General features: G+C 67.4%; 26 protein-coding genes. 10 read left to right on the forward strand and 16 right to left on the reverse strand.

Annotated features, from left to right (window positions below; genetic code table 11):
- Nucleotide 1 precedes the first annotated feature (1 nt).
- The 4 genes from VGC47_04850 to VGC47_04865 are packed head-to-tail and all read right to left on the reverse strand — an operon-like array spanning nucleotide 2 to nucleotide 2,741.
- Complete coding sequence (locus VGC47_04850; GenBank protein ID HEX9854622.1) at nucleotides 2–937, reverse strand: ROK family protein; 936 nt, start codon at nucleotides 935–937, stop codon at nucleotides 2–4.
- Nucleotides 938–1,141 (reverse strand): hypothetical protein, encoded by a 204-nt coding sequence (locus VGC47_04855; GenBank protein ID HEX9854623.1) that lies wholly within the window; start codon nucleotides 1,139–1,141, stop codon nucleotides 938–940.
- Nucleotides 1,141–2,307 (reverse strand): TRC40/GET3/ArsA family transport-energizing ATPase, encoded by a 1,167-nt coding sequence (locus VGC47_04860; GenBank protein HEX9854624.1) that lies wholly within the window; start codon nucleotides 2,305–2,307, stop codon nucleotides 1,141–1,143. Before VGC47_04860 ends, VGC47_04855 begins: the two co-directional genes overlap by 1 nt.
- Nucleotides 2,307–2,741: an SRPBCC family protein gene (locus tag VGC47_04865; protein ID HEX9854625.1), complete on the reverse strand. Its 435-nt coding sequence runs from the start codon at nucleotides 2,739–2,741 to the stop codon at nucleotides 2,307–2,309. The genes VGC47_04860 and VGC47_04865 overlap by 1 nt, the downstream gene beginning before the upstream one ends.
- Before the next feature lie 143 nt (nucleotides 2,742–2,884).
- Between VGC47_04865 and VGC47_04870 the strand changes: the two genes are divergently transcribed.
- Nucleotides 2,885–3,649, forward strand: coding sequence for a MerR family transcriptional regulator (locus VGC47_04870; protein ID HEX9854626.1), 765 nt, complete (start codon nucleotides 2,885–2,887; stop codon nucleotides 3,647–3,649).
- A 12-nt stretch (nucleotides 3,650–3,661) separates the two neighbouring features.
- Here the strand turns inward: VGC47_04870 and VGC47_04875 are convergent, their stop codons facing one another.
- The 4 genes from VGC47_04875 to VGC47_04890 are packed head-to-tail and all read right to left on the reverse strand — an operon-like array spanning nucleotide 3,662 to nucleotide 6,099.
- Nucleotides 3,662–4,417, reverse strand: coding sequence for a metallophosphoesterase (locus tag VGC47_04875; GenBank protein ID HEX9854627.1), 756 nt, complete (start codon nucleotides 4,415–4,417; stop codon nucleotides 3,662–3,664).
- Nucleotides 4,414–4,704, reverse strand: coding sequence for a hypothetical protein (locus tag VGC47_04880; GenBank protein HEX9854628.1), 291 nt, complete (start codon nucleotides 4,702–4,704; stop codon nucleotides 4,414–4,416). Before VGC47_04880 ends, VGC47_04875 begins: the two co-directional genes overlap by 4 nt.
- A 24-nt stretch (nucleotides 4,705–4,728) precedes the next feature.
- The gene (gene queG / locus VGC47_04885; protein HEX9854629.1) at nucleotides 4,729–5,838 is read right to left on the reverse strand and encodes a tRNA epoxyqueuosine(34) reductase QueG; all 1,110 of its coding nucleotides are present in this window, start codon (nucleotides 5,836–5,838) and stop codon (nucleotides 4,729–4,731) included.
- 36 nt (nucleotides 5,839–5,874) lie between these two features.
- Nucleotides 5,875–6,099 carry a hypothetical protein gene (locus tag VGC47_04890; protein ID HEX9854630.1) on the reverse strand — a complete coding sequence of 75 codons (225 nt, stop codon included), beginning with the start codon at nucleotides 6,097–6,099 and terminating at the stop codon, nucleotides 5,875–5,877.
- 112 nt (nucleotides 6,100–6,211) lie between these two features.
- On the opposite strand from VGC47_04890, the gene VGC47_04895 reads away from it, so the two are divergent.
- Complete coding sequence (locus VGC47_04895; GenBank protein ID HEX9854631.1) at nucleotides 6,212–7,243, forward strand: LLM class F420-dependent oxidoreductase; 1,032 nt, start codon at nucleotides 6,212–6,214, stop codon at nucleotides 7,241–7,243.
- 233 nt (nucleotides 7,244–7,476) lie between these two features.
- On the opposite strand, the gene VGC47_04900 is transcribed toward VGC47_04895, so the two are convergent.
- Nucleotides 7,477–8,694, reverse strand: coding sequence for an NYN domain-containing protein (locus VGC47_04900; GenBank protein HEX9854632.1), 1,218 nt, complete (start codon nucleotides 8,692–8,694; stop codon nucleotides 7,477–7,479).
- A 251-nt stretch (nucleotides 8,695–8,945) separates the two neighbouring features.
- Here VGC47_04900 and VGC47_04905 point away from each other — a divergent pair, with 251 nt between their 5' ends.
- The 6 genes from VGC47_04905 (at nucleotide 8,946) to VGC47_04930 (ending at nucleotide 17,088) form a co-directional block, all read left to right on the forward strand.
- Entirely contained in the window at nucleotides 8,946–10,664 is a 1,719-nt protein-coding gene (locus VGC47_04905) for an acetolactate synthase large subunit (protein HEX9854633.1), read from the forward strand.
- On the forward strand, nucleotides 10,661–11,170 hold the full coding sequence (gene ilvN / locus VGC47_04910; protein HEX9854634.1) for an acetolactate synthase small subunit: 510 nt from the start codon (nucleotides 10,661–10,663) through the stop codon (nucleotides 11,168–11,170). Before VGC47_04905 ends, ilvN begins: the two co-directional genes overlap by 4 nt.
- Nucleotides 11,171–11,365: 195 nt before the next feature.
- Complete coding sequence (locus VGC47_04915; protein HEX9854635.1) at nucleotides 11,366–12,892, forward strand: 2-isopropylmalate synthase; 1,527 nt, start codon at nucleotides 11,366–11,368, stop codon at nucleotides 12,890–12,892.
- Nucleotides 12,889–13,953, forward strand: a complete 1,065-nt coding sequence (gene leuB, locus VGC47_04920) for a 3-isopropylmalate dehydrogenase (protein HEX9854636.1) — start codon at nucleotides 12,889–12,891, stop codon at nucleotides 13,951–13,953. Before VGC47_04915 ends, leuB begins: the two co-directional genes overlap by 4 nt.
- 109 nt (nucleotides 13,954–14,062) lie before the next feature.
- Nucleotides 14,063–15,520, forward strand: coding sequence for a M1 family aminopeptidase (locus VGC47_04925; protein HEX9854637.1), 1,458 nt, complete (start codon nucleotides 14,063–14,065; stop codon nucleotides 15,518–15,520).
- A 38-nt stretch (nucleotides 15,521–15,558) separates the two neighbouring features.
- Complete coding sequence (locus VGC47_04930) at nucleotides 15,559–17,088, forward strand: M1 family metallopeptidase (GenBank protein HEX9854638.1); 1,530 nt, start codon at nucleotides 15,559–15,561, stop codon at nucleotides 17,086–17,088.
- 20 nt (nucleotides 17,089–17,108) lie between these two features.
- On the opposite strand, the gene VGC47_04935 is transcribed toward VGC47_04930, so the two are convergent.
- From VGC47_04935 to VGC47_04955, 5 genes are all read right to left on the reverse strand, one after another.
- Nucleotides 17,109–18,050: an ABC transporter permease gene (locus tag VGC47_04935; protein ID HEX9854639.1), complete on the reverse strand. Its 942-nt coding sequence runs from the start codon at nucleotides 18,048–18,050 to the stop codon at nucleotides 17,109–17,111.
- A 27-nt stretch (nucleotides 18,051–18,077) separates the two neighbouring features.
- Nucleotides 18,078–19,091: an ABC transporter permease gene (locus tag VGC47_04940; protein HEX9854640.1), complete on the reverse strand. Its 1,014-nt coding sequence runs from the start codon at nucleotides 19,089–19,091 to the stop codon at nucleotides 18,078–18,080.
- Nucleotides 19,092–19,177: 86 nt separating this feature from the next.
- A complete protein-coding gene (locus tag VGC47_04945) occupies nucleotides 19,178–21,013 on the reverse strand; it encodes a peptide ABC transporter substrate-binding protein (protein ID HEX9854641.1) in 1,836 nt (611 codons plus the stop codon).
- Nucleotides 21,014–21,125: 112 nt separating this feature from the next.
- Entirely contained in the window at nucleotides 21,126–22,145 is a 1,020-nt protein-coding gene (locus VGC47_04950; protein HEX9854642.1) for an oligopeptide/dipeptide ABC transporter ATP-binding protein, read from the reverse strand.
- Entirely contained in the window at nucleotides 22,135–23,136 is a 1,002-nt protein-coding gene (locus tag VGC47_04955; GenBank protein ID HEX9854643.1) for an ABC transporter ATP-binding protein, read from the reverse strand. The genes VGC47_04950 and VGC47_04955 overlap by 11 nt, the downstream gene beginning before the upstream one ends.
- Before the next feature lie 204 nt (nucleotides 23,137–23,340).
- On the opposite strand from VGC47_04955, the gene gnd reads away from it, so the two are divergent.
- On the forward strand, nucleotides 23,341–24,825 hold the full coding sequence (gene gnd / locus VGC47_04960) for a decarboxylating NADP(+)-dependent phosphogluconate dehydrogenase (GenBank protein ID HEX9854644.1): 1,485 nt from the start codon (nucleotides 23,341–23,343) through the stop codon (nucleotides 24,823–24,825).
- A gap of 74 nt (nucleotides 24,826–24,899) precedes the next feature.
- Here the strand turns inward: gnd and VGC47_04965 are convergent, their stop codons facing one another.
- Entirely contained in the window at nucleotides 24,900–25,562 is a 663-nt protein-coding gene (locus VGC47_04965; protein ID HEX9854645.1) for a hypothetical protein, read from the reverse strand.
- Nucleotides 25,563–25,643: 81 nt separating this feature from the next.
- Between VGC47_04965 and VGC47_04970 the strand changes: the two genes are divergently transcribed.
- Complete coding sequence (locus VGC47_04970) at nucleotides 25,644–26,054, forward strand: TIGR03668 family PPOX class F420-dependent oxidoreductase (GenBank protein HEX9854646.1); 411 nt, start codon at nucleotides 25,644–25,646, stop codon at nucleotides 26,052–26,054.
- Here the strand turns inward: VGC47_04970 and VGC47_04975 are convergent, their stop codons facing one another.
- Nucleotides 26,055–26,309 (reverse strand): hypothetical protein, encoded by a 255-nt coding sequence (locus tag VGC47_04975; protein HEX9854647.1) that lies wholly within the window; start codon nucleotides 26,307–26,309, stop codon nucleotides 26,055–26,057.
- Nucleotides 26,310–26,332: the final 23 nt, after the last annotated feature.

Genomic DNA, 26,332 nt, shown 5'->3' on the forward strand with positions numbered 1-26,332 from the left:
CTCATCTCGCAGACCCGCCGACCAGGTCCGCTGCGAGCACGGCCGCCCCGACGGCGCCGGCGGACGCACCGAGACCCGCCGCGACGATAGGCGGTGGAGGACGATGCGAGCCACCATGGATGACATCCGCCACGACGCGGCGCGCCGGCTCGATGATCACCTCGCCGACCGAACCGAGTCCTCCGCCGACAACGACCATCTGTGGATCGAACACCGCGATGAGGTTCGCCAGCCCCCGTCCGAACGCCTCGCCGATCCTGCCGACGAGGGCGCGTGCCGTCTCGTCGCCTTCTTCGGCGGCCTCCGTCACGTCCTCTGCGCTGAATGACGGCCCGAGCCGCCGCGCCAATGGACCCTCTGCATCACCAGCGATGTGCTCGGCCGCCAGCCTGGCAAGTGCAGGACCTGAGGCGACGGTCTCCCAACACCCCCGCCTGCCGCAGGCGCACGGCAGTCCGTCGGCTTCGAAGAGCACATGCCCGAACTCGCCTGCGAACGAGGCACCGCGGCGGACCTGGCCGTCGAGCACGATGGCTCCGCCGATGCCCGTGCCCAGCGTCACGACGAGCACATGGTCGTGACCCGTGGCGCTCCCCAGGACGAGCTCGCCGTGGGCGGCCGCATTGGCGTCGTTGTCTACGACCGCCGGAATGTCGAACTCCGCCTGCAAGTCGGCTCGCACCGGGATCCCGGTGCCTGCGACGTGCGGACCCCAGACGAACACGCCCTCGGGGAAGCGCACGAGACCGGCGATCCCGACCCCGATCGCCTCGACATCCTCACGCCAGACGGCCCGGACGCCGTCGATCGCAGCCTTCGTCAGCTCGCCGGCATCGTCCGGCGTGGGCAGGACGGCCGTCTCGACGACGGCGCGGTCCTCCAAACGGATTGCGAGTAGCTTCGTGCCGCCGAGGTCGAGGCCGACCGTGGTGACCACTCAGTCCTCCAGCTCGATCCTCGTGGCACGGCCGTCGCCGGCCGGCTCCTCACCCCTGTGGGATGCCAGCTCGTCCAAGAATGCGCTCACCCCCGCCAGGACCTCGTAGCCGGCCCGGAGCCAGTGCAGCCCCGCTCGCTGAAAGGCCGTACGAACGACGTCGGACGTGCTCTGATCGTCGCTTTGGAGCGGGTCCTCTCCCATCACCCGTCACCGAACGTCACGCGCAGCTCGCCGTCGAGGAGCTGCGCCCTGCGTACCTCGCGACGTTTCAGCGAGTCCGGCAGCACGAACGACCGCCGGTACGGACCAACCGTGATGAAGAGCTCGTCGCCGTGGCGGAGCACGTCGACGTCACGCTTCTCGGCGAACGGAACGGAGAGCACCAGGACGACCTGATCGTCTTCGTCGTCGACGCGGAACGGCTCGCCGTGTGACAGCCTCTCGGTGGGGTCGAGGTCGCCGTACAACTCCTCGCCGACGATCCTGAGCTTCTCCGGGCCGACCATCTCCTCGTCGAACAGCCTCAACCTACGCACGTCGACGTCGGCGAAGCCCTCCTCGACGGCTTGGAGGTGCTCCGATTGGATCTCCTGCCAGCGCTTGAAGTACGGGTCGGAAACGGTGTCGGGGAGCACCCGGTTGACGATCGCCGAATCGACCGAGTACCCGAAGAGGCCAAGGTAGGTATACGTTCGCCTCGCTTCGGCGATCACCATCCGCTCCGGGTTCATGACGAGACGCGCCGAGGTCGTCGCCGGGTCGGACAGGATCTCCCTGATCCCGTCGAGGCGCTCGTAGAACCGGGCGACTGCGTCGAAGACCTTGTCGTCTGCGACCGGCATGCTCGACACGCGGCTCAGGACCGGCCGCACCACCTTGGCGACCCGCCGCCCGATCGGGAACATCTTCTCCATATACCAGGAGAGCACTTCGGGGAGGCTGAGGAGGCGCAGGGTCTCGGCGGTCGGGGCGCAGTCGACGATGATGGCGTCGTACTCGCCTGATCGCACGTGGTCACGAACCGTGGCAAGCGCGAAGATCTCGTCCATGCCGGGGAAGACCGTGAGCTCTTCCGCTTCGACACCCTTGAGGCCCGACCAGTCGAAGAGCTCGGTGAGGTGGTCCCGAACCGCTCCCCAGGTGTCCTCCAACCTCGCCTGGGCGTCGATCTGCTGGGCTTCGAGGCGGTGCGTCACCTCGTACGGATCGTCGCCGAAGTCGAGCCCGAAGGCGTCGGCGAGGCTGTGGGCCGGGTCGGTGGACATGACGAGGGTGCGATGTCCGAGGTCTGCTGCCCGGATGGCCGTCGCCGCCGCCACCGTCGTCTTGCCGACTCCGCCCTTGCCGGTTACGAGGATGACGCGCATCAGGGCGCTTCAGCTCTGCGTTTCAACCCGCGCAGTGCGCTCGAGACGATCTGCTTCTCCGCCTGGCGCCGCAGGAAGCCGGGCACCGTGAACGCCGGGTCGACGCGGAGGGCATACAGCACCTGGGTGCCGCCCTCCTCGAGGGGGGTGAACTCGTACGAGCCTTCCATGGACTTGATGTCGGCGCCTTGTTCGGCCGTCCACGAGAAGCCGTTCTCGAGGTCGTACGAGTAGATGAGCGTGTAGCTGATCTCCTTGATCATGGCGTCTGCGACGAAAGCGACCTTGGCGGGGCGTCCCTGCGAGTCTTCCTCCAGGACTTCGACCTGCTTCACGCCGGTCGCCCACTCGGGGTACGCCTCGAGGTCGAGGGCGACCTCGTACACGTGCTGCGGCTCGGCCGAGACCTCGATGCTCTGAACGGTTCCTTCCATCGCCATTCGGCTACTGCTCCCTCGATCATCCTCCGCCGCCAGAGTAGTTGGCGACGCTTCCCGCGCGGCCGCTGAGCCGGCAGGCACTCGGTGCGCGAGATCCCACTTGACCCTCACGTTACGTGAGGGTGTACGGTCCAAGCATGGAAACCACCTTGACCGTCGGTGCGATCTCCCGGCTCGCCGGGGTGACCGTGCGGACGCTGCATCACTACGACCAGATCGGGCTCGTCTCGCCGAGCGAGCGAACCGAGGCGGGATACCGCCTGTACGGGCGGAGGCAGGTCGAGCGCCTCCAAGAGGTGCTCTTCTTCAAGGAGCTCGGGTTCGGGCTCGAAGAGATCAGGCAGATCGTCGAGGCACCCGGCTACCGGCGCGACCAGGCCCTCGTCAGGCAGCGCCAGCTTCTCGAAGCGAGGGCGAGCCGGCTGATGGACATGATCGAGGCGGTGGACGACGCAATCGAAGCAGAGAGGACTGGCATGAGCTTGTCGCCAGAGGAGATGCTGGAGGTGTTCGGCGACTTCGACCCGGCCGAGCACGAGCAGGAGGCCGAGGAGCGGTGGGGCGGAACCGACGCCTACAAGGAGTCGGTGAGCCGCACCGACAGCTACACCAAGCAGGACTGGCTACAGCACCAGGAGGAGGCAGTAGCGATAAACGAAGGACTTCTCGCGCTGATGGCCGGAAAGGTCCCGGCGGAGAGCGCCGCGGCGATGGACCTGGCCGAGCGGCACCGCGCCCACATCTCGAAGTGGTTCTACGACTGCACACCCGAGATCCACGCCGGGCTGGGTCTGACGTACGTGGCCGACGAGCGGTTCGCCAAGAACATCGACAAGGCCGGAGAGGGGCTGGCAGCGTTTCTGTCGGCTGCAATCGCCGCCAACGCCGACCGAACGTCGTGATGGGGCGCGCCCTCAAACCTCGTGCGTGAAGACGTTTCCCGTTCCCCGGAAGTATCCGACGTTGCGGCACATCGTCTCGCCGACCCGCCAACTCAGTGCCATCGGCTGGTGGATGTCGCCGAAGTAGTGGAAGGCCGGCCGATGCCTGCCGAGGTAGTCGAGCACCGCCGCAGAGCCCTTCGCCCGGCCACCGAGAACGTCGATCGCAAGCGGGCGCACCGCCGGCGGTACGTGCGTGCAGAGCATCTCGACCGGGCCGATCTGCTCGAGCTTGGCCGCCATCTCCTCTTCGGTGACCTCTCCGGGCGTACCGAGGCTCGTGATCCCGCCACCTGCGAAACCGACCCGAATCCCTTCGATGTCGACGACCTCGGCGTCGACGTACCGGGCGGTCCTCGGGAGGTGGTCCCGCAGCGATTCGGGCCGGTCGACGTTCCCGTACGTCACGTAAGCGTCGGCGTCGCCGAGCGCGGCGCATATCTCGACGTAGGCGGCCTCGACACGCTCGTCGTAGTCCGCTCTCAGCTGCTCTTCACGGCCACTGGCGTGCTCCCGCCACCGATCGGCGGACGCCTCGTACTCTCCCCTCGTTCGCAGCTCGACGATCTCGGTCACGAAGTCGAGTCCCGACACGTCGGCGAGGATCCCGTCGTTCGTCCTGTAGTCGATGAAGTTGATGAGGTCTCCGAGCACGAGCAAGGGACCGGTCCCGACCGCCACCTTTCGCAAGGCGGCCGCCGCGCCGTGGACGTCGGCGATGAGCCTCACTCGGCTTCACCGCCGCTCGCCAGCCACGAAGAGGCGTAGAAGCCGAGGGCGGCCGCCGCCACGACGGCCGCGCCGGCGGCTGCCAGCCCGTGCCATCCGGCGAAGCTTGCGGACATTCCCGCCAGCCCGAAGCCGCTCAGTGCCCCGATCAGTGCCCTCGCCCGCCCACCCGGCCCGCGGTTGTCTCCTGCGGCCGATCCGGTGTGCGACGTGTCTCCGCCCCGAACCACCCACACGGCGAGGCCCGCTAACCCGGTGATGAGGGCGATTGCGTAGACTGGGATCATCGCACGGCCTGTGGCATCGGCCGGTCAGCGTAGACCCGGCTCGATGCCGTACTGCTCATGTTCCAGCTCGGCGAGCACCCTGGGATCCTCCTCCGATCGCCGCGCTTCCGACAGCACCTCCTCGGAGCGGGGATGATCGAGTGCCTGAAGGGCCCAGGCGGCGTGGGCGCGCAGCAGCCAGTCGGGATGACCTAGGTAACCGGCGAGGACGCCGAAGGCGCTCCTCCCTCCGACGTTCCCGAGAGCGATGATGGCGTTGCGCCTCAGGTGACGCGCCTCGCGCCTGGGAACGTAGAAGTGGGAGAAGCGCCGCATCAGCGTCGTGTCGTCGAGACCGAGCACCTCTGCGAGGTCGACTGTCCCTCGCACGTCTGTCGCCCTGCCGAGCACGGGGTGGCCCGGCGGGCAGGCCGTCAAGCACTCGTCGCACCCGTAGAGCCGATCCCCCATGAGGGCCCGCATCCGCCTCGGGATGACGCCGGGCGCCTGAGCCCAATATGCGATGCACTTGCGGGCGTCGATCTGGCCGGGAGCGACGAGGGCCCCCGTCGGGCACGCAGGCAGGCACGCCGCACACGTCCCGCAGTCACGCCTCGTCGGCTCCGAGCGGGGAAGGGCGGCGTCCGTGACAACGGAGCCGAGAAGAACCCACGGTCCCGCCCCTGGGACGAGCACCATGGTGCTCTTGCCCCACCAGCCGACCCCGGCGCGCACCGCGGCGGCCCGATCGACGAGACGATCGTCGTCGGCGAGCTGCCAGGCGGCGTGACCCTCGCTCTCCACGGTGGCCACGAGACGATCGAGGACTCGCCGGAGACTCTTGTAATGGTTCCTCTCCGCGAAGCGGGCGACCCGCCCCATCCCGGGTGCGGGCCGAGCAGGCGAACCTGCAGCCGGAACGTACGGCCACGCAACGGACACGATCGACCGCGCCGACGGGTACGACTCGAGGATCGTCGTCGCACGACTCCGATCCTTGTACGTGAAGCCGAGATCGGCGGATTCGCCGGTCGCCGCCCGGCGATCCATCGTCCGACGAACCTCATCGAAGGGCTCGGGCCCGGTGACGCCCATCCCAACTACGCCGAGCGATCTCGCTTCCGCCTCGAGTCGCTCCAAGAGCTCTGCCGTCATGCTCGAACGAGTGTATGCCGCGGGACGGGAGCACCGTCAGCCGGCTGCGACTCCCGGGTCGTCTCGGTATGGAACCAGCCTGAGCGGAGCCACGAGGCCGACATCGGCCAGGTTCTCCAGTGCTTCGGACTCGTCGTCGTCCAGGTGGACGTGACCGCGGTCGGCTGGACTCGCGTCCATGCCCGTGAGCAGCACCGTGACGATGCAGTCGTCGCAGGCGCTGGTGCCCTGCATGGCACATTCGTCGCAGTCGATGATCATCTCGCCTCCCATGCCGCCTCTCTCTGCAGCCAACGTATCGCGCCCGTGTGACAGATTTCGCGAGGCACCGGGAAGAGCCACCGCCGAGTAGCGTCCTCGCCGGAGGACCAGGATGCGGCTGGGAATCACGATCAACTACGCGGGCCCGGCGACGGCTCTCGATATGGCCGTCGTCCTCGAGGCAGAGAGGCTCGGCTACGACTCGGTGTGGGCGGCCGAGGCGTGGGGCTCGGATGTCGTCTCGGTGCTTGCGTGGATCGGGTCCCGTACCGAGCGGCTCAAGCTCGGTGCAGGGATCATGCAGATCCCGGCGAGAACCCCAGCCATGACCGCGATGACCGCTGTCAGCCTCAGCGAGTTGAGCGGCGGGAGGATGATCCTCGGGCTCGGGATGAGCGGTCCTCAGGTCGTCGAAGGCTGGCACGGCGTCGCCTACGGAAAACCGATCGCCAGGACCAGGGAGTACGTGGCCGTCGTCCGCAAGGCGATCGCCCGACAGGAGCCGCTGACACACAACGGCGACTACTACGAGATCCCGTACCAGGGTGAGGACGCCACCGGGCTCGGCAAGCCGCTGAAGATGATCACGCACCCGAGTCACGAGATCCCGATCTACCTCGCGGCGATCGGGCCCCGGAACGTGACCCTCGCTGCCGAGATCGCCGACGGCTGGCTGCCGATCTTCTACTCCCCCGAGCGGGCCGCAGACGTCTACGGGCCGCTGCTCGAGGCGGGCTTCGCTGCCTCGGGCGAGGCGAGGAAGGCGGAACGGTTCGCCGTCGTCGCCGGCGCCACGTGCGTCGTCACAGACGACATCGACGCCGGCTATCGCGCCGTCAAGCCGAACATCGCCCTCTACGTGGGTGGCATGGGCGCCAAGGGCAGCAACTTCTACAACGATCTGGCGCGCCGGTACGGGTACGAGGAGGCGGCCACCGAGATCCAGGACCGCTACCTGGCCGGTGACCGGATGGCGGCCGTCGCTGCGGTCCCGGACGCGCTCGCCGACGAGGTTGCCCTCATCGGGCCGCCGGAGCGGATCCGGGATCGACTGGAAGCTTGGCGTCAGGCCGGCGTCGACACCCTCCTCGTCCAGTCGGATGACATCGCAACGATCAGGGCGATGGCCGAGCTGGCCGGGTAGCAGGCTCGCCCGCCGGAGTCGGTCCCGCCCGAACAGTGCGGCAGCGGACAAAGCCCCGATTCCGCACGGCAGCCGCTCGGGAACGAGATCCGGTGGACCACCAACAGCAAACGCGGCCCGAAGGCCGCGCCCGCTGTCTGAAGGGATGATCCCGGAGCCGCCACCCCTGGGTTCCCCCGGCGGTTCCGAATGCTCACCCGACGCCCGGGCCTCGAGTCTGATACGCGATCTTCTCAGCCGGTGATCAGCGCAGCCAGCGCCTCGGCCCACACGAGCACTGCTCCGCTCGCCGAGGCTCGCTCCTGCACGTCGCGGTCACTCGAGACGACGGCGACCCTGCCGGCGCCGGCAGCCAGGTCGACGATCTCATCGTCCGCCGTGACTCCCTCCTCCGCGAACCTGATCTCGATCTCACCGACGCCCGACCGCTCACGGCGGCCGCCGGCGAGCCGGGAGTCATACACGACGGTGATGGCAGGGCGCGCCCCCGACTGTCGCCTGAGCCGCCGCAATGCGTCGTTGAGCCGTTGCCGCGACGCACCCGTAGCCGTGCGCCGCTCGTCCACGTGGAAGAGGACGTTGTAGCCGTCGACGATCAAGTGCACGGGTGGCTCGACCTGGAGCAGCCAGCGCACGGCTTCCGGCGACTCAGGGCTCATCCCGGCCGGCAGGCTCAGGCGGCGCCGGCGACCCTCCCGGCTCGCGGCGCCATCCGCCGCTCGTGGTGACGCCTGCCTGCGCTCAGCCGTCGAGGCCTGGGCATCGAGCAGGCGGGCCATGGCGACGGGATCTGCCGGGATCGCCTCCGCCGACCGCCCCGGCCCGGATTCCCTGCCTCTCCGCACCTTCAGCAGCCGCTCGGTCGCCGACACCAGGCGGCTCTCGGCATCGATGCGGGCGGTCCGCTCCGACTCCAGCTCGGTCCGAGCACTCGCCAGCGCGGCGCGCAGATCGTCGACCGCCGAGGCATCGTCGACGCCCGATCGTCTCTGATCCGACCGGGCCGCGGCCAGGTCGCGCTTCAGGGCTGCCACGGTCTGCTCGAGACTGATCGTCTTGGCGCCGGCCCGTCGGCGCGCCTCCTCTGCCTCGACGCGTAGGGACGTGATGTCGGCCGTCGCTTGGCGGGCGGAGCGTTCGGCATCCCGCATGCCCCGCTCTGCGACGGCAACGGCGACGGCCTCCCACCACCCCTTGTGGCGTGACAGGAAGGCTCGGGTCACCGGATCGGCGTCGTCGCCGAGCGTCTCTGCGACCTTTCCCCGCAGCCACTCGTTCTCGTCGAGCTCGGCGAGCAATGCGCTCGCCAGCGGGGGTGGGAGCCTTCCGCCCTTGACGGCGGCGGCTCGACGCAGCGAGGCGGGAACCTCGTTCGAGTCGAGCTCGTCGAGCACGACGCGAGCAGCAGCGACGACACCGGCGAGTGCGTCGCGGACATGCTTGCGCTCCACCACTCGAGCCTCCCGTCGATCGGTTTTGCCCGCTCCCCGACTCAATTCCTCATGTCTCGAGCGATCCGAGCCGATGAACCCACCAGGAGTTTGACAGTCTCCTCGGCAGTGCCATACTCGACACGACACCATGTGTGACCAAATGAGCCCAACCACCATTCTCGTACTCCCCTAGGCGCATACGCCGCAGCGTCGTATGCGCCCGACCCTCCCAGACGGGAGGGTTTTTTCGTTCCTCAGGAGCCACCGCCATGAGCGAGACATTGTCCGGAGCCGAAGCCCTCGTCCGAGCCCTCGAGCTCGAGGACGTAGAGGTGATCTTCGGCGTGCCGGGTGGCGCCATCCTCCCCGCGTACGACCCGATCCTCGACAGCAAGATCCGACACGTCCTCGCCAGGCACGAGCAGGGCGCAGGGCACATGGCTTCCGGATACGCCCACGCCACTGGACGCGTCGGCGTCGTGTGGGCGACGTCGGGCCCCGGTGCGACCAACCTGATCACCGCCCTCCAGGACGCCCTCATGGACTCCGTCCCCGTGGTCGCCATCACCGGCCAGGTGTCCACCAAGTCGATCGGCATGGATGCGTTCCAGGAGGCGCACACGTGGGGCATCTCGATGCCCGTCACGAAGCACAACTACCTGATCACCGATCCGGACGACATCCCGGACGTCATCCGAGAGGCATTTCACCTGGCGGCCACCGGGAGGCCGGGCCCCGTGCTCGTCGACATCCCGAAGGACATCCTCTCCGGGCAGATGACATGGCATCGCGCAGGACAGATCAACCTCCCCGGCTACAAGCCCTCCGTGAAAGGCCACCCGAAGCAGGTCAAGGCCGCCGTGGCAATGATCCACCAATCGGCGAGGCCGGTCCTCTACTGCGGTGGTGGCGTGATCAGGGCGGACGCCTCCGCCGACCTGAGGGCGTTCGCAGAGCTCGCCAACACCCCGGTCGTGACCACCCTGATGGCACGAGGGGCGATGCCCGACTCTCATCCTCTCTGCCTCGGTATGCCCGGGATGCACGGCAATTACACGGCCATCACGGCGATGCAGCACGCCGATCTGCTCATCGCCGTCGGCGCACGCTTCGACGACAGGGTGACCGGGAACCCGAAGACGTTCGCCCCCAACGCCAAGATCATCCACGTCGACGTCGATCCCGCCGAGATCGGCAAGGTGCGCGCCGCCGACATCCCGATCGTGGGCGACGCCAAGTCGGTGCTCGAGCAGCTCCACGCGGCCATGGTGAAGGTGCTCGACGGCGACCAGCCCCCTCCTCGGGCGGCGTGGTTGGAGACCCTCGACACCTGGCAGAGAGACCACCCGCTGGCATACGAGCAGGATCCGGACGGCCCGATCCTGCAGCAGTACGTCATCGAGCAGCTCCACAAGCTCACAGAGGGCAACGCCGTCGTGGTCGCCGGGGTCGGCCAGCACCAGATGTGGACGTCGCAGTTCTGGGGCTTCGAGCGCCCGAGGACCTGGATCAACTCAGGGGGGCTCGGGACGATGGGCTTCGCCCTCCCGGCTGCCGTCGGTGCCAAGGCGGCCCTCCCCGAGGAGCTCGTGTTCGCCATCGACGGTGACGGATGCTTCCAGATGACGTGCCAGGAGCTCATCACGGCTTCCGTCGAGAACATCCCGATCAAGGTGGCCGTCATGAACAACGGCTCCCTCGGGATGGTCAAACAGTGGCAGCGTCTCTTCTACAACGAGCGCTTCAGCGCCGTCGACCTCACCAGCCATACCCCGGACTACGTCAAGCTCGCCGAGGCGATGGGGTGCGTCGGACTGCGGGCCGAGCGCCCGTCTGATGTCATACCGACCCTCGAGAAGGCACTGGCGATCAACGACAAGCCCGTCGTCATCGACTTCGTGTGCGACCCGGATGCGATGGTCTTCCCGATGGTTCCGGCAGGCGGATCGAACGACGACGTCATCCTGAACCTGGACCAGCTGCAATGAACCACCTCATAAGCGTCCTGGTCGAGAACAAGCCGGGGGTGCTGGCGAGGATCTCGTCGATGTTCGCCCGGAGAGGCTTCAACATCCACTCGCTCGCCGTCGGCCCGACGATCGATCCCGAGATGTCGCGGATGACCGTGGTCGTCGACGGCCCGGAGATGGAGCAGATCATCAAGCAGCTCTACAAGCTCGTCCACGTGGTCAAGGTGACGGAGCTGACCCCGGGAGAGAGCGTCGAGCGAGAGGTGATGATGCTGCGAGTCAGCACGGAGACCGCCAAGCGCAGCGAGTTGCTCGACGCCGCCGGCATCTTCGACGCCAGCGCCATCGACGTCGGCGTCGACTCGATAACGTTCGAGCTGACGGGCGACCCTGCCAGGCTCGCCGATTTCCTCGAGCTGATGCGGCCGTACGGCATCCTCGACATCGTCAAGTCCGGAAGGATCGCCCTCAAGCGCGACGCCAAGTCGCGGGACACGAAGAAACCGAAGCTCAAATCGGCTTGAATGACCGACCGGCTCAGCAGGCGGGAACGATGCAGCGCATGACGCGACACCAGACGCAGACGTCGAGAGATCTCGACGGCGCGGCGCGGCGCTCCGCCCTCCTCGGTCTGCTCCTTATGTAGCCGGGCGGGCGCCCTCTCGCGCTCGACCCGGCACGCCGCAGATCCCGACCACTCTGCACAAGGAGCGACCCGAATGAGCGACAGGCTGATCATCTTCGACACGACACTGCGAGACGGCGAGCAGGCGCCCGGCATCGCCCTCTCCCCCGACGACAAGGTGGCGATCGCCCATCAGTTGGCCCGCCTCCGGGTCGACGTGATCGAAGCTGGCTTCGCGGCGTCCTCGCCCGGAGACTTCGAAGCGGTGGCCAGGATCGCCAACGAGGTCCGCGGTCCCGTCATCGCATCGCTGGCGCGCACCCACCCGGACGACATCGACAAGGCAGCCGAAGCGCTCAAGGGGGCAGACAGCAAACGCATCCACGTGTTCATGTCGACGTCGCCGATCCACATGGAGCGGATGCTCCGGATGACCCCCGAGGAGGTGATGAAGTCGATCGTCGAAGGCGTCGCCCGCGCCAAGCAGTACGCAGAGGACATCGAGTTCTCGCCGCAGGATGCCACCAGGTCGGACCCGGACTTCGTGATCGCGACGTGCCGGGCGGCCGTCGAGGCGGGAGCGACCACGATCAACATCCCGGACACCGTCGGCTACGCCATCCCCGAGGACTTCGTAGCCCTCATGTCCCGGGTGTATGCCGACGTGCGCGGCAAGAACGAGGACGTGACCATCTCGACGCACTGCCACAACGATCTCGGTCTGGCGGTCGCCAACTCGCTATCTGCCATCAAGGCCGGGGCCCGCCAGATCGAAGGGGCGATCAACGGCATCGGAGAGAGGGCCGGTAACACGTCGACCGAGGAGATCATCATGGCGGTGAAGACCCGCCAGGACTACTTCGGGGTCGAGATCGCAGCAGACACCACCCAGATCTACGACACGTCCCGGCTCGTGTCGAGCCTCACCGGCTACCCGATCCAGTACAACAAGGCCGTCGTCGGGCGGAATGCCTTCTCGCACGAGTCCGGGATCCATCAGCACGGTGTGCTGCGCGACCGCGAGACGTACGAGATCATGGATCCGGCTTCGGTCGGCCAGGCGAGCCGCATCGTGCTCGGGAAGCATTCGGGAAGGGCCGCCTTCTCTGACGCCCTTCGCAAGCTCGGGGTCTCGCTCGAGGACGAGGACTTCGCCGGGGCGTTCGCCCGCTTCAAGGAGCTCGCCGATCGCAAGGGCGAGATCAGCGAGGAAGGCATCCTGGCGATCGTCGAGGAGAACGCCCCCATCAGGGGGTCGGTTCTCCAACTGTTGAGTGTCCACGTGTCGGGTGGCAGTGACGCACTCCCCGTCGCAGCCGTCAAGGTGGCGAGGGGCGAGGAGATCATCGAGGCGACCGCCCACGGAGACGGCATGGTCAACGCGGCGTTCGTCGCCCTCCAGGACCTCTTCGGGATCGCGGCGACGCTCGTCGACTACAGGGTCAGCCCGCTCACGACCGGGGCGGACGCCATGGCCGAGGTCAATGTGGTGATCCAGGTCGGCTCGGAGACGTTCTCCGGTCGAGGAGTCTCGACGGACGTCGTCGAGGGCTCGACCAGGGCATTCGTCGCCGCGCTCAACAAGGCGAGCATCGATCACGGCGCACTGGAGGGAGGTTGATGGCCCACATCGTCCTCCTCCCGGGCGACGGAATCGGACCGGAGGTGCTCGCCGAGGCCCGCAAAGTGCTCGTGGCCGCGGCGCACGGTCACCACCTCTCGCTCGTCTTCGAGGAGCGCCCGATGGGCGGCAACGCCATAGACGACTTCGGCGACCCTCTCCCCGAATCGACGCTAGAGGCGTGCCGGGCGGCGGACGCCGTGATCCTCGGCGCCGTCGGAGGCCCGAAGTGGGACGACCCCGCCGCCAAGACGAGGCCGGAAGCAGGGCTGCTGCGGCTCCGCAAGGAGCTCGGGCTGTTCGCCAACCTGCGCCCCATCAAGGGCCATGCCCAGCTCATCGGAGCGTCGCCACTTCGCAGGGAGATCGTCGAAGGGGTCGACATCCTGTTCTTCCGGGAGCTGACGGGTGGGATCTACTTCGGGCCCTCGTCCGTGTCCGCAGACGGGACGAGCGCGTCGAGCACCATGGTGTACTCGCAGGGCGAGGTCGAGCGGATCGTCCGGCTGGCAGCCCAGGCCGCCAGAGAGCGCAGTAACAAACTCACTTCCGTCGACAAGGCGAACGTGCTCGAGGTCTCCCGCTTGTGGCGCCGCGTGGCGGCGGCCATCATGGCCGACGAGTTCGCCGACGTCGAATACGAAGTCGTGCTCGTCGACGCCATGGCGATGCACCTCATCGCCCGGCCGAGGGATTTCGACGTCGTCGTCACCGGCAACCTGTTCGGGGACATCCTCACCGACGAGGCGTCGATGCTGCCGGGCTCGATGGGGATGCTGCCGTCCGCCTCGCTCGGCTCGAACGGCCCCGGCTTGTACGAGCCGATCCACGGATCGGCGCCCGACATCGCCGGAAAGGGGACCGCCAACCCGCTGGCGGCCATCCTGGCGGCGGCGATGGCGCTGCGGCACTCGCTCGGAGCGGTGGAGGCTGCGAGCGCCATCGAGGTCGCCGTCGATCGCGTGCTGGACGACGGGCTCAGGACCGTCGACATCGCAGCCGGCGGACCGAGCGTCTCGACCATTGAGATGGGTGACGGGGTGGTCGCCGCTCTCGGCTGAGGAGCCTCCCGTTCCTGCGTACCACCCTCGCACCACTGCGATGCCGGGACGCCGGAACGGATCGTCAATCCCCCTCAGGGGCAACGGGCATCCTGCCGAAAACCCTTGGATGAGGTCCCGGCCCTTCACTCGGGTATGCCTGTTCGCCGCCTTCGCCGTGCTGGCGGCTTCGTGCGGGAGGAGCGGCCCTGCGCCGCGCCAGCCGACGACGACCACCGAGCCTCCGGCCAGGGCGGTGACGGAGCTCGCCCCGACCCCGACGTCGATCGGCGACCCGCTCGCCCCTGGTCTCGGCAACGGCGGGTACGACGTGGTCGCATACGACCTGGCCGTCCAGTGGAAGCCGAAGCTCGCAACGGCACGGATCACCGCCACCGTCGAGGCAGAAGCGACGGAAGCCCTCGACACGTTCACGCTCGACTTCGCCGAGTTCGCCATCCAGTCGATCACGGTGAACGGCGAGGACGCCAAGGCCGACCTCGACCGATCCAAGCTCACGGTGACGCCTGCCTCGCCCATCGCAGCGGGTGACACCTTCGTCACCGAGGTGCGGTACGTCGGACCGCCCGGCCTTCACCGATCGGACCTGGCTCGACACGAGGTCGGGTGGACGATCACCGATACGGGAACCGTGTTCGTCACGGCCGACCCCGACGGAACCCACCTCTGGGCCCCCGTAAACGACCATCCCCTCGACAGGGCGACCTGGAGGATCGAGATCTCGGCGCCCACGCCGCTGTTCGGGATCGCCAGCGGCAACATGACGAACCGAGTGCAAGGCCCCGAGACGACCACCACCGAGTGGACGACGAGCCAGCCGGTCGGCCCGCAAGCCATCACGCTGGCAATCCGCGACGCAACGCTCATGGAGCCGAAGACCTCGTCGGGCGTCGACCTCAGGAACCTCCTCCCGGCGGCCATGGCGGACGACCCACCCCCGGTCCTCGGGAAGGTGGACGCCATGATCGACTTCCTCGAGCAACGGCTTGGTCCATTCCCGTACGACTCGTACGGGATCGCCGTCATCGACGGCATCTCCCCTCCCCTCCCAGCGAACACCTGGTCGATCCTGACGGCCGAGCAGCTCGCCGACGAGAACCAGGCAGAGCTGCGAATCGTCGCCGATCTGGCACGACACTGGTTCGGCGACAGCGCGACACCCCGCACCTGGTCGGAGGTCTGGCTGTCGACGTCGCTCCCGCTCTATGCGAGCTGGATGTGGCTCGAGAACCAGAACGGGTCGAAGTCGATCGAGGTCGTCGCCAGGGTGGCGCGCTCCGAGGTGAAGGACTCGGCGTGGCAGGCCCCCAACGACCCGATCGAGGGCGACATCTACGGCACCGCGACCTTCCTGTACGGGGCGGTGTACCTCCACGCCTTGCGACTGAAGATCGGTGACCGGGCGTTCTTCGATCTGCTGCGAACCCTCCACAGTGACCACAAGGGTGACGTGATCACGACGAGCGACCTCGTGTCGGAGACGTACCGGGCGTCGGGCCAGGACCTGCGGTTCTACATCGACGCCTGGTTCGCCGCCGATCCGCTTCCCGGCTTCCCGGACGCATAACAGCACCCGTTGCGCGGCGAACGCCCTACATTCGACGCATGTCACGGCGTGCGGCTCCTCTGACGGTCCTCTTGGCGCTCGCCGTCTCCGGCTGCACGTCGGCTGCTCCGACGACGACCGCCGTCCCGGAGGCGCCGGCCGCTGCGGCGACATCGACAACCGCACCGACGACCACCATCCCCGCGTCCACCACCACGACAACGACCACGACGACCACCATGGCTCCAACGACCACAGCGGTCGGGTTCGCAGAGGTAGAGGGGATCGGTGACTCCTACTTTCCGACGCTCGGCAACCCCGGCTACGACGTCGCCAACTACCACCTCGACCTCACGTTCGACCCGGCGACGGGGACGCTCACCTCCCTCGTGACGATCGCCGCCGCCGCCACCAGCGACCTCGCCCGGTTCAACCTCGACTTCATCGGGTTCGAGATCACCGAGTTGACCGTCGACGCCGCCCCGGCGCTCTGGGACAGGACGACCGAGGAGTTGACCGTCGAGCCGCCGGCGCCGATCGCAGCAGGCGAGGACTTCGTCGTGACGGTCGCCTACCACGGCAAACCGGTCGCCACGACGTCTTCTGCGATCCCCCTCAACGTCGGATGGTCGACCGTCAACGGCCAGAGCTACGTCGTCGCCGAGCCGGATGCCGCCCGGACCTGGTTCCCGTGCAACGACCATCCGGCGGACAAAGCGGCGTTCACCTTCCGGATCACCGTCCCGGACGGGACGACCGCGGCGGCGAACGGCGAGCACATCGAGACCGTCACGGACGTCGGCGCCTCGACGTGGGTCTGGGAGCTCGACGAGCTGATGGCGCCTTACCTGGCGACGGTGGTGATCGGGGACTTCTCGATCGTCCCCGACGACTCGGGGCCGGATATCGGCGGGGTCGCCATCCGCAACGTGCTGCCGCCAGACTTGGCGGCGGCACCACCGGGCGCCCTCGACCAGCAGGCCGAGATGATCGAGTTCTTCTCGGAGCGCTTCGGGCCATACCCGTTCGACGAGTACGGGATCGCCATCGTCGACGGGTTCCCGGCAGCCCTCGAGAACCAAACCCTCTCGGTGTTCGGCCGGGGGTTCGCAGAGTCTCCCGACTTCGAGATCGTGCTCGTCCACGAGCTCGCCCACCAGTGGTTCGGCGACGTCGTCTCTCTCGCCCAGTGGAAGGACATCTGGCTCAACGAAGGCTTCGCCTCGTACGCAGAGTGGCTGTGGATCGAGGCCCAGTTCGGGGAGGAGGCACTCGCTCTGGGAATCGAGCAGGAGCGCCAGGCATTCGCGGCCTTCGGACTTCCCCCTCCCGGGTCTCCTCCAGCGGGCGACCTGTTCAACGGGTCGGTCTACCGCGTCGGTGCCATGACGCTGCACGCCCTCCGCCTCACGGTCGGCGACGAGAACTTCTTCGACATCCTGCGGTCGTACGTCGACCGCTTCGCAGGCGGCGTGGCATCGACGGATGACTTCATCGGCGTGGCGAGCGAGGTGTCGGGCGAGGACATGCGGCCTCTCTTCGAAGCATGGCTCTATGGCGACGAGATCCCGGCGTTCCCGACCCCCTGAAGGCCGCGGCGAACGCCGTGCTACTTGCTGCGCAGCTTCGGATCCAGGGCGTCGCGGAGCCCGTCGCCGATGAAGTTCACGCTGATGACCGTCAGCGAGATCATCAAGCCCGGCCAGATCACCCGCATCGGCGTGATGTTGATGTAGTCCTTGGCGTCGAGGAGGAGCCGGCCCCACGTCGGGAAGTCGGACGGGAAGCCGAGACCGAGGAAAGACAACGCAGACTCCGTGATGATGGCGACGGCGACGCCGAGGGCGGCGGCCACCATCACGGGGCTCAGCACGTTCGGAAGGATGTGGCGGGCGACGATGTTGCGCCGCCTCGTGCCGATGCTCTGAGCCGCCAGCACGAACTCCTCCTCCTTGATCGACAACACCTCGCCTCGCACCACCCGGGCCGTCTGCATCCAGCTCGTGATCCCGATCACGAACACCACCAGGAGGAAGATGCCGGCCTCCGGGCCGAACCTCGCTCGCAGGGCGTCCCGGAACAGCATGATGATCACCAGCAACAGGGGCAGGACGGGGAGAGCGAGGAACATGTCGGTCAGACGCATCAGGGGTCCGTCGAGGCGCCTGAAGAACCCCGAGACGACCCCGATCGCCGTCCCGATGAAGACCCCGAGCAGCATCGCCGTCATCCCGACGGCCAGCGAGATCCTCCCGCCGATCATGACCCTGGCCGCGACGTCGCGGCCGAGGTTGTCGGTCCCCAGCAGGTGCCGCACCGAAGGGCTCAGGTTGGCGTTCGGCACGTCGATGGCGAACGGGTCCCACGGGTAGAAGAACGGACCGAGGAAGCTGGTCAGGACGATCAGCGTCAGCACGAACAGGCCAACGACGGCGCCCTTGTGGCGGCGGAACTGGCGCCTCACGTCGGCCCACAACGATCGGTGCTTGCCGTCGACGGCAATGCCGTCTACGGCTGCCGCCTCCTCGATGCGCTCTTGTGTCGTAGCCATCCGCCTGCCTATTCGGTCGGTGGTCGGTCAGTCATATCGGATCCGGGGATCGAGCAAGCCGTACGTGACGTCGGCGAGGAGGTTGAACCCCACGGTGAGCACGGCGAAGATGAACGTCAGCGTCTGCACCATGGGTATGTCGGCACCCTGGATCGAGCTGATTAGCAGCTGGCCGAGGCCGTTGATCCTGAAGATCTGCTCGGTGATGATCGCCCCTGCGAAGATCCCGGGGATCTGGAGGGCGATGAGCGTCACGACCGGGATGAGGCTGTTGCGCAGCACGTGACGGATCAGCACCCGGTTCTCACGAAGCCCCTTGGAGCGCGCCGTGCGGACATAGTCGTCGTTGAGGTTGTCGAGCACGGACGACCGGGTGAAACGACTCAGCGCAGCCGCGTTGAAGAGAGACAGCACGGCCACGGGCATGATCATCTGTTTCACCTGGACGACGAAGCTGTCCCAATCGGTCACGGTGTGCGTCGTGTCGTAGAACGACGGGAACCACCCCAGGTAGACGCTGAAGATGACGATCGCCAGCAGACCGGTGAAGAACGTCGGGACGGAGTAGCCGACCATCGAGACGAACGTCCCGACGTTGTCGAACGCCGAATACTGCTTGTAGGCAGATATGACCCCGACGGGGATGGCGATGACGATCCCGAAGATGAAAGCCAGGCCGAGGACCCAGAGGGTCTGCGGGATCCGCTGGATGATGATGTCGACGACGGGTGCCCGAGAAGACCACGACAGGAGGCGAGTCCTGTTGGCGCTGTCGCCGATGCTGACGTTGAAGATCTCCTCGATCATGTTGAGCGGCTCGGTGATGAACATCTGATTCGTCCACTTCACCCACCGGAAGAAGAACGGGTCGTTGAGCCCGAGCGTCTCCCGGATCCTCTCACGGGTCTCGGGTGGGATGGTCAACGGCAACGAGGCCGTCGGGTCGCCCGGCGCCAGGTCGAGGATGGCGAAGATGACGAAGCTGATCACGATCAGCGTCGGGATCGCGATCAGAGTTCTCCGAACGATGTATCGACCCATCCGCCCCTGCCGTTTTCAGCGGAAGGGCCTCTCAGGATCACTCCCGAAAGGCCCTCCCATCATCCACGTCCGAGTGCGCGTCGCTGCTAGCTGCGCACCCAGTCCTCCACGTTCCAGTACTCCGAGTCCCACCCGTTGACGGTCCCGTAGCCCTGCAGGGTGTTGGCGAAGGCCGACACCGATCCGCGCCACGTGAGCGGGATGATCGCTCCGCCCTGAACGATCATGTCGTTCAGCTGGATCGACAGCTCCTTGCGCTGGGCGAAGTCCGTCGTCCCCTGCAGCTCTGCATAGAGGGCGTCGAACTCGGGCCGCGACCACCGGGGGATGTTCGAGCCGCCGAAGTTGTCGGCGGTGACGATCTGGTCGGTGACGTAGTTACCCAGGTACGTTTGCGGGTCGGGGCTCCCAGAGCCGTTGGTGTACATCTCGACGTCGGCGTAGAACTTCTGGTAGGTGTCCGGGCTGGCCGGATCGCCCCCGAAGTAGACGTCGGCGACGACGTTCTTCAGCTCTGCATCGATTCCGATCTGGCTCCACCAGTCCTTGACCAGGTCCTGGGTCGTCTGCCGCACGGCGTTCGTCGACGTCTGGTAGAGGACGAACAGCGGGTCGCCGTCCGGCGTCTCGCGGATCCCGTCGCCATCGCTGTCGACGTAGCCGGCTCCCTCGAGGAGCGCGATGGCTCCCTCGATGTCCTGAACCAGGCAAGCGTCGTTGTTGGTGGACTGGCCACCCGTCTCCGTCTCGATCGGCCACAGGTTGCACGTTGACAGACCGCCATCGCCGTACGCCACATCCACGATCACCTGACGGTCGATCGCCATCGACATGGCGTTCACCACGGCCGGGTCCGTGAGGAACGGGTGCGGGTTCGCCCCGTCGAGGTACTCGGACCGGTCGGCCCCGAGGTCCGGGTCGGCGTTCGTCTGGTTGATGTCGATGCGCTCCACGTTCGAGGCGAACCCGGCATCGACGACGCCGAGCCCTGCCGCCTCCATGTTGGCGAGCACGACCGGGTCGACCTGCAGGTTCCAGGCGTAATCGGCCTCACCGAGCTCGAGCACGGACCGCGCCGCAGCCTCGGCGTCGCCGCCACCCTTGATGAGCACCTCTCCGAAGAACGGCTTGCCGTCGGCGATGCCCCGGTAGTTGGGGTTCAGCGCGTAGCTCGCCGTGTCGTTCGTGAGGAACTCCGTAACGGTGAACGGGCCGGTGCCCACGGGCGAGAAGTTCTCGTCCGTGCACTGCGCCGCGTTGGCGCCGACGCAATTCTCGAACTGCGCCTTCTGCAGGATCGGTGACTGATAGGTCACGAATGCGTTGTACGGGAACGGCTGCGGAGAGTCGAACGTGACCAGGGCGGTCACTGGGTCGACTGCCTCGACGGCGGTGATGCCGGCGAAGAACGTCGACTGAGTGCAGTCGCTCGTCTGCGTGCAGTACTCCCACGTGAACACGACGTCATCGGCGGTCAGGGGTGTGCCGTCCGACCACGTGACCCCTTCCTTGAGCGTCCAGGTCACCGAAGTGAGGTCCTCGGACACCCCGCCGTTCTCGACGGTCGGGATCTCGGCGGCCAGTGACGCAACCAGCTCACCCTCGGGGCTGAACTCGGCCAGCGGCTCCAAGATGAGAGAGGCCGCCAGCAGTTCCTTGGTACCTCCGGACAGGAATGGGTTGAGTGTGGACGGCGCCTGCCATTGGAGCAGGGCCAAGAGGCCGCCCTCACCGGCTACGCCTCCGGTCGGCGGTGCTTCCGTGGTCGTCCCCGGCTCCGCCGTCGTGCCGGGCTCGCTGCTGGTTGTAGTTGATTCTCCGGGGGGCGTCGTGGTCGTGTCTTCGGCTCCGTCGTCGCCGCCGCACGAAGCGACGACGAGCGCCAGGACCGCGACCAGAGAGACCCATCTCCATCGTTTCATGGTTTGCCTCCATGTGCCGGTGCGATCGACCGGCATGTCGCGAACGGTAACAGAATCCAGCAATCCGGACAGGGAAGACGCTCCCGGATCATGGCGATCCAGCCGCGTCTTTTCACTTCGCGAAGTGGCATGCCACCCACCGGCCCGGCTCTAGTTCCCGCCACTCCGGCTTCTCGATCACGCACCGTTCCTGGGCGACGGGACACCTGGTGTTGAACGGACAGCCCGGAGGAGGGGTTGCCGGGCTCGGGATGTCTCCCTGGAGGATGATCCGCTTACGGGTCGCTTCCACCTTCGGGTCCGGCACGGGCACCGCCGACAGCAGAGCCATCGTGTAGGGGTGCTTCGGGTCGTTGTAGAGGGCGTCGACATCGGAGAGCTCCATGATCTTGCCGAGGTACATCACCGCGATGCGATCGGCGATGTGGCGCACCATGCTCAAGTCGTGCGAGATGAACAGATACGTCAAATTGAGTACGTCCTGAAGGTTCTCGAGGAGGTTGACGACCTGCGCCTGGATCGAGACATCGAGGGCGGCGATCGGCTCGTCGCACACGATGAAGTCTGGATTCAGCGCGATCGCCCTGGCGATGCCGATCCGCTGACGCTGCCCACCCGAGAACTCGTGTGGGTACCGGTTGGCGTGCTTCGCTTCGAGGCCGACCAGGCTGAGCAGCTCTTCGATCCTCTGGCGCCGCTCCTTGCCCTTGGCCGTTCCGTGCTCCCTGAGGGGCTCGCCGACGATCGACGATACGGTCATCCTCGGGTTGAGCGAGGCGTGCGGATCCTGGAAGACCATCTGCATGCGCGGTCGCAGCGTGCGGAGCCGCTCGCCTTTCGTGCTGGTGAGCACGACCCCGTCGAACGTCACGGAACCCTCGGTGGCGTGGTCGAGCTGGAGGATGACGCGTCCCGTGGTCGACTTACCCGACCCGCTCTCGCCGACCAGGCCGAGCGTCTCGCCACGATGGATGTCGAAGCTGACGCCGTCGACCGCCTTCACGGCCCCGACCTGCCGTCGGAAGACTCCCTTCATGATCGGGAAGTGCTTCTTGAGGTCTTTTACGCTGACCAGCACCTCGCGTCGAGACGCAGGTGGGGCGGGGGCGGCGCCCGGGGCGCTACGTTCCATCTCGTGGCCTGTTCAGCTCCGTGTCCCACCAGCAGGCGACCTTGCGGGTCTCCGAGATCTGCATCAGCGGCGGGTTCTCGTTGCGGCAGCGCTCGAAGGCGTACGGGCAGCGGGGCTCGAAGGGGCAGCTCGTCGGGGGGCTGTAGAGGCTGGGAGGCTGGCCCTTGATGTTGACGAGCTCCTTGCCCTTCTGGTCGAGACGGGGAAGCGACCCGAGCAACCCTTGCGTGTATGGGTGCCGCGGCGTCTCGTACAGATCACCGACCGTCGCCTCCTCGACGACCTGGCCTCCGTACATGACGATCACACGGTCGGCGATACCCGCCACGACACCGAGGTCGTGGGTGATCCACACCACGGCCGTTCCGAGCCGCTCCCGCAGCTCTTTGACGATCTCGACGATCTGGGCCTGGATCGTGACATCGAGCGCCGTCGTCGGCTCGTCGGCGATGATCACCTGCGGCGAGCACGCCAGGGCCACGGCGATCATGACACGCTGCCGCATGCCTCCCGAGAGCTCGTGCGGGAACGATTTGAGACGCCGCCGTGCCCCTGGGATCCCCACGAGGTCGAGGAGCTCCACGGCCCGGGCCTCGAGTTTCTTATCACGCAACCGCTGATGGATCTTGAGCGACTCCATGATCTGATAGCCGATCGTGAGCACCGGGTTCAAAGAGGTCATGGGATCCTGGAAGATGAAGCCGATCTTGCCACCGCGAACGGCTCGGAGGTCGTCTGCGTCGAGGGTGAGGAGATCCCTGCCTTCGAAGATCGCCTCTCCCGAGATGATCTTCCCTGGCGGTATGGGGATGAGGCGTAACAGCGACATCATCGTGACGCTCTTCCCGGAGCCGCTCTCGCCGACCACTCCGAGGAACTCGCCTCTGTTCAGCGTGAAGCTGACGCCGTTGACGGCGTGAACCGTTCCATCCTGGGTATGGAACTGCGTATGTAGGTCCGAGACCTGGAGTACTGGCTGCGGCTCGCTCACGTGCTTGGCCTATTCCCCTCCGGGTGGCTCGGTCACCGCCTCCGGATGAGGGAGGGTAACACCAAGGCCGGGAGGGCGACGTCTCGGCGCGCCCGGCGTTTCCGCCTCACCGCACGGGCGGGCCGGGACGCACGAGTCGGGAGGTCGGTACGTCCTACGAGGTCGCTGCGCCTGGCGTCGCCGAAGGACCACTAGCTTGAAGCCATGGCCGAGAACTCGAATGCGACTGCGGCCTCCGCAGGCGCCGCAGCCGACATCGGGATCTACGGGCTGGCCGTGATGGGCAGCAACCTGGCGCTCAACATGGCGGATCACGGCTTCACGGTTGCGGCTGCCAATCGCACCGTCGAGCGAGTCGACGAGTTCGTCGCCGACGAGGCCGCCGGCAAGCCGATCGTCGGTGCCCGATCGTTGGAGGGCCTCGTCGCCGCCCTCGAGAAGCCGCGGCGAGTGATGCTGATGATCAAGGCGGGCCGGCCGGTCGACGACACGATCGACACGCTCATCCCGATGCTCGAACAGGGCGACATCATCATCGACGGGGGCAACTCCCTCTACACGGACACGATCCGCCGCACGAGCAAGGTCGAAGCCGCCGGCCTCCGCTACGTCGGCACCGGCGTGTCGGGCGGCGAGGAGGGCGCCCGGCATGGACCCTCTCTCATGCCGGGCGGGTCCCCGGACGCCTGGGAGCACGTTCGGCCGATCTTCCAGGCGATCGCCGCCTCGGTGGACGGCGTCCCGTGCTGCGACTGGGTCGGGCCGAACGGCGCCGGCCACTACGTCAAGATGGTCCACAACGGCATCGAGTACGGAGACATGCAGGTCATCGCCGAGGCCTACGACATCATGCGCCGCGGCTTGGGCATGTCGTATCCCGAGATGGCCGACGAGTTCGCCGCCTGGAACGAGGGCCGGCTCGACTCGTACCTCATCGAGATCACGGCAGCCATCCTGCGCCACGCCGACGACGGAGGGGGCCCCCTCGTCGAGAGCATCCTCGACGCGGCAGGCCAGAAGGGGACTGGCAAGTGGACGGTGATCTCATCGATGGAGACCGGCCAGCCCGTGTCGCTCGTCGCCGAGGCCGTCTACGCCAGGATCCTGTCGGCCCTGAAGGAGCGGCGCCGCGAGGCGGCCGCCGTGCTCGAAGGACCGGAGCCATCTCTCCAAGGTGAGCGCGCCGGCGTGCTCGCCGACCTCGAGCACGCCCTCTACGCGTCGAAGATCGTTTCGTACGCCCAGGGGTTCATGCTCCTCGACGCCGCCGACGACGAGCACGAGTGGGGGCTCGACTTCGCCTCGATCGCCTCGATGTGGCGCGGCGGTTGCATCATCCGGTCTCGGTTCCTCTCCGACATCATGGGGGCGTACCGGAGCCATCCCGAGACGCGCAGCCTCCTCACGATCCCGTTCTTCGTCGACGAGATCCACGCCGCCCAGGGAGGGTGGCGCCGCACGGTGGGGCGGGCGGTCACCGCCGGGATCCCGGTGCCCGCATACTCGGCGGCGCTTGCGTTCTACGACGGCTACCGATCCGAGCGGCTCCCCGCCAACCTGCTGCAGGCGCAGCGGGACTACTTCGGAGCCCACACGTACGAACGAGTCGACCGGCCACGCGGCGAGTACTTCCACACCGACTGGACCGGCACGGGGGGCGACGTGTCTGCGACCACCTACAACGCCTGACGCCCGGACCAACACCGTTCCGGCGTCCCCATGTCGCACATATGCGATGGGGGTACGCCAGAACGGGAGGGCGATCAGCATTCGGGGACGAATGCGGCCACCCTGCTGTGGGTGTTCGGATCGTTGGTGCGCCACCACGCCCTGACCCTGATCTCGGCGCCGGCGGCGAACCCGGCCGGCACGGGAGCGCTGCCGTCGAGGTCGGCGCCAGGCACGGCTTGCACCGTCCCGCCGTCTTCGGGCCACACGACGACCTCCCCCTCGTTCCGGTCGTCCGTCACCGTCACGTTCATCACCCGATCCGACGGCGCCGAGTTCTCGAGGTGCCACTCGATGGTGGGTGTGTCGTCGACGCACGACGCTCCGGCGACGAACGTCGGCCCCCTCGCCGGAGTCTCGTAGCCCGGCGCGCACAAGTCCGGCCGGAACACCAAGACGCTGCGCGACTCCGGCGCGTCGCTCCAACCGGCGACGAACCGGCGAGGCTCGTTCGGTCGGCGGTCGGTGAGGAACGTCCCGCCGGCGGCCTCACCGGCGTCCAATGCGATCTCCACCGGTTGTTCGCCTCGCGTCTCGATCACGAGATCGTGGGCGACGACGTCGCGGTTCTCGACGACCCACCGAACGAAAGGGCCGGTGGCATCGCAATCCCCGCCACCGAGGAACACGGGAGGGCTGCCCGGAACGGCGGCCACGAGCGTCGTCGGCGTTGCGGCAGGCGGATCTGCGGTGGACACCGCGGCGCCGCCCGACCCGCAGGCCGACACGAGTACCCCGCAAGCGAGAACGCCACCGACCGCTCGACGTAGGCTGAGCCGGTGAGCCCCGAGGAGTGCATCGAGCGCATGACGAGCGCCCCTGTGGCGGTGCTCGGAACCATCGGTGGGAAGGGGGCGCACCTCGTGCCGATCGTCTTCGCTCTCGACGGCCCGAACCGCCTGGTCACGGCCGTCGACCACAAGCCGAAGTCGACCCGTGCCCTGCGACGCCTCGACAACATCCGCACCGACCCGCGGGTGACGGTGCTCGCCAGTGGCTACCACGACGACTGGGACCGCCTCTGGTGGGTGAGGGCCGAGGGCACCGCCCGCGTAGACGACGACCCCGAGGCCGTTGCCGCCGCCGCCCGCCTGCTGGCAGAGAAGTACCCGCAGTACGGGGTGACACCACCGGCAGGCCCGCTCATCGACGTCACGGTCGGGCGTTGGTCCGGATGGACGGCCACGTGATCACATCTCGATGGCGAGGCGCTTCGCCGACCGCAGCACGGCCCGAGCCTCGCCGGCGAGATGGTCTCCGGCACACTCCTCCCACGCCGGGCGGGTCTCGATGAGGGCGCTCCGCAAGCCCAAGAGCGCATCCGGAGAGTCCGACGGGTCGGCGGCGGCGGCGCGGAGCTTCTCGGCGGCCCGGGGCGCCTCGGACTCGACGGCGTCCGCCAGGCGGATCGCGGTGTTCCTCACCTCGTCGAGCGTGGTGTTCATGGGCCGATGATCCCACGGGTCAC

It is taken from the genome of Acidimicrobiia bacterium, assembly GCA_036396535.1.
Lineage (GTDB): Bacteria > Actinomycetota > Acidimicrobiia > Spongiisociales > UBA5794 > DASWKR01.

Excerpts from the sequence above, each read along its gene's own strand:
- VGC47_04940 (HEX9854640.1), bottom strand. The coding sequence starts at position 19,091 with ATGGGTCGATACATCGTTCGGAGAACTCTGATCGCGATCCCGACGCTG.
- ilvN (HEX9854634.1), top strand. The coding sequence starts at position 10,661 with ATGAACCACCTCATAAGCGTCCTGGTCGAGAACAAGCCGGGGGTGCTG.
- VGC47_04950 (HEX9854642.1), bottom strand. The coding sequence starts at position 22,145 with ATGGAACGTAGCGCCCCGGGCGCCGCCCCCGCCCCACCTGCGTCTCGA.
- VGC47_04975 (HEX9854647.1), bottom strand. The coding sequence starts at position 26,309 with ATGAACACCACGCTCGACGAGGTGAGGAACACCGCGATCCGCCTGGCG.
- VGC47_04935 (HEX9854639.1), bottom strand. The coding sequence starts at position 18,050 with ATGGCTACGACACAAGAGCGCATCGAGGAGGCGGCAGCCGTAGACGGC.
- VGC47_04945 (HEX9854641.1), bottom strand. The coding sequence starts at position 21,013 with ATGAAACGATGGAGATGGGTCTCTCTGGTCGCGGTCCTGGCGCTCGTC.
- VGC47_04880 (HEX9854628.1), bottom strand. The coding sequence starts at position 4,704 with ATGATCCCAGTCTACGCAATCGCCCTCATCACCGGGTTAGCGGGCCTC.
- VGC47_04860 (HEX9854624.1), bottom strand. The coding sequence starts at position 2,307 with ATGCGCGTCATCCTCGTAACCGGCAAGGGCGGAGTCGGCAAGACGACG.
- VGC47_04925 (HEX9854637.1), top strand. The coding sequence starts at position 14,063 with ATGAGGTCCCGGCCCTTCACTCGGGTATGCCTGTTCGCCGCCTTCGCC.
- VGC47_04930 (HEX9854638.1), top strand. The coding sequence starts at position 15,559 with ATGTCACGGCGTGCGGCTCCTCTGACGGTCCTCTTGGCGCTCGCCGTC.
- VGC47_04905 (HEX9854633.1), top strand. The coding sequence starts at position 8,946 with ATGAGCGAGACATTGTCCGGAGCCGAAGCCCTCGTCCGAGCCCTCGAG.
- VGC47_04865 (HEX9854625.1), bottom strand. The coding sequence starts at position 2,741 with ATGGAAGGAACCGTTCAGAGCATCGAGGTCTCGGCCGAGCCGCAGCAC.
- queG (HEX9854629.1), bottom strand. The coding sequence starts at position 5,838 with ATGACGGCAGAGCTCTTGGAGCGACTCGAGGCGGAAGCGAGATCGCTC.
- VGC47_04895 (HEX9854631.1), top strand. The coding sequence starts at position 6,212 with ATGCGGCTGGGAATCACGATCAACTACGCGGGCCCGGCGACGGCTCTC.
- VGC47_04890 (HEX9854630.1), bottom strand. The coding sequence starts at position 6,099 with ATGATCATCGACTGCGACGAATGTGCCATGCAGGGCACCAGCGCCTGC.
- VGC47_04915 (HEX9854635.1), top strand. The coding sequence starts at position 11,366 with ATGAGCGACAGGCTGATCATCTTCGACACGACACTGCGAGACGGCGAG.
- VGC47_04855 (HEX9854623.1), bottom strand. The coding sequence starts at position 1,141 with ATGGGAGAGGACCCGCTCCAAAGCGACGATCAGAGCACGTCCGACGTC.
- VGC47_04870 (HEX9854626.1), top strand. The coding sequence starts at position 2,885 with ATGGAAACCACCTTGACCGTCGGTGCGATCTCCCGGCTCGCCGGGGTG.
- gnd (HEX9854644.1), top strand. The coding sequence starts at position 23,341 with ATGGCCGAGAACTCGAATGCGACTGCGGCCTCCGCAGGCGCCGCAGCC.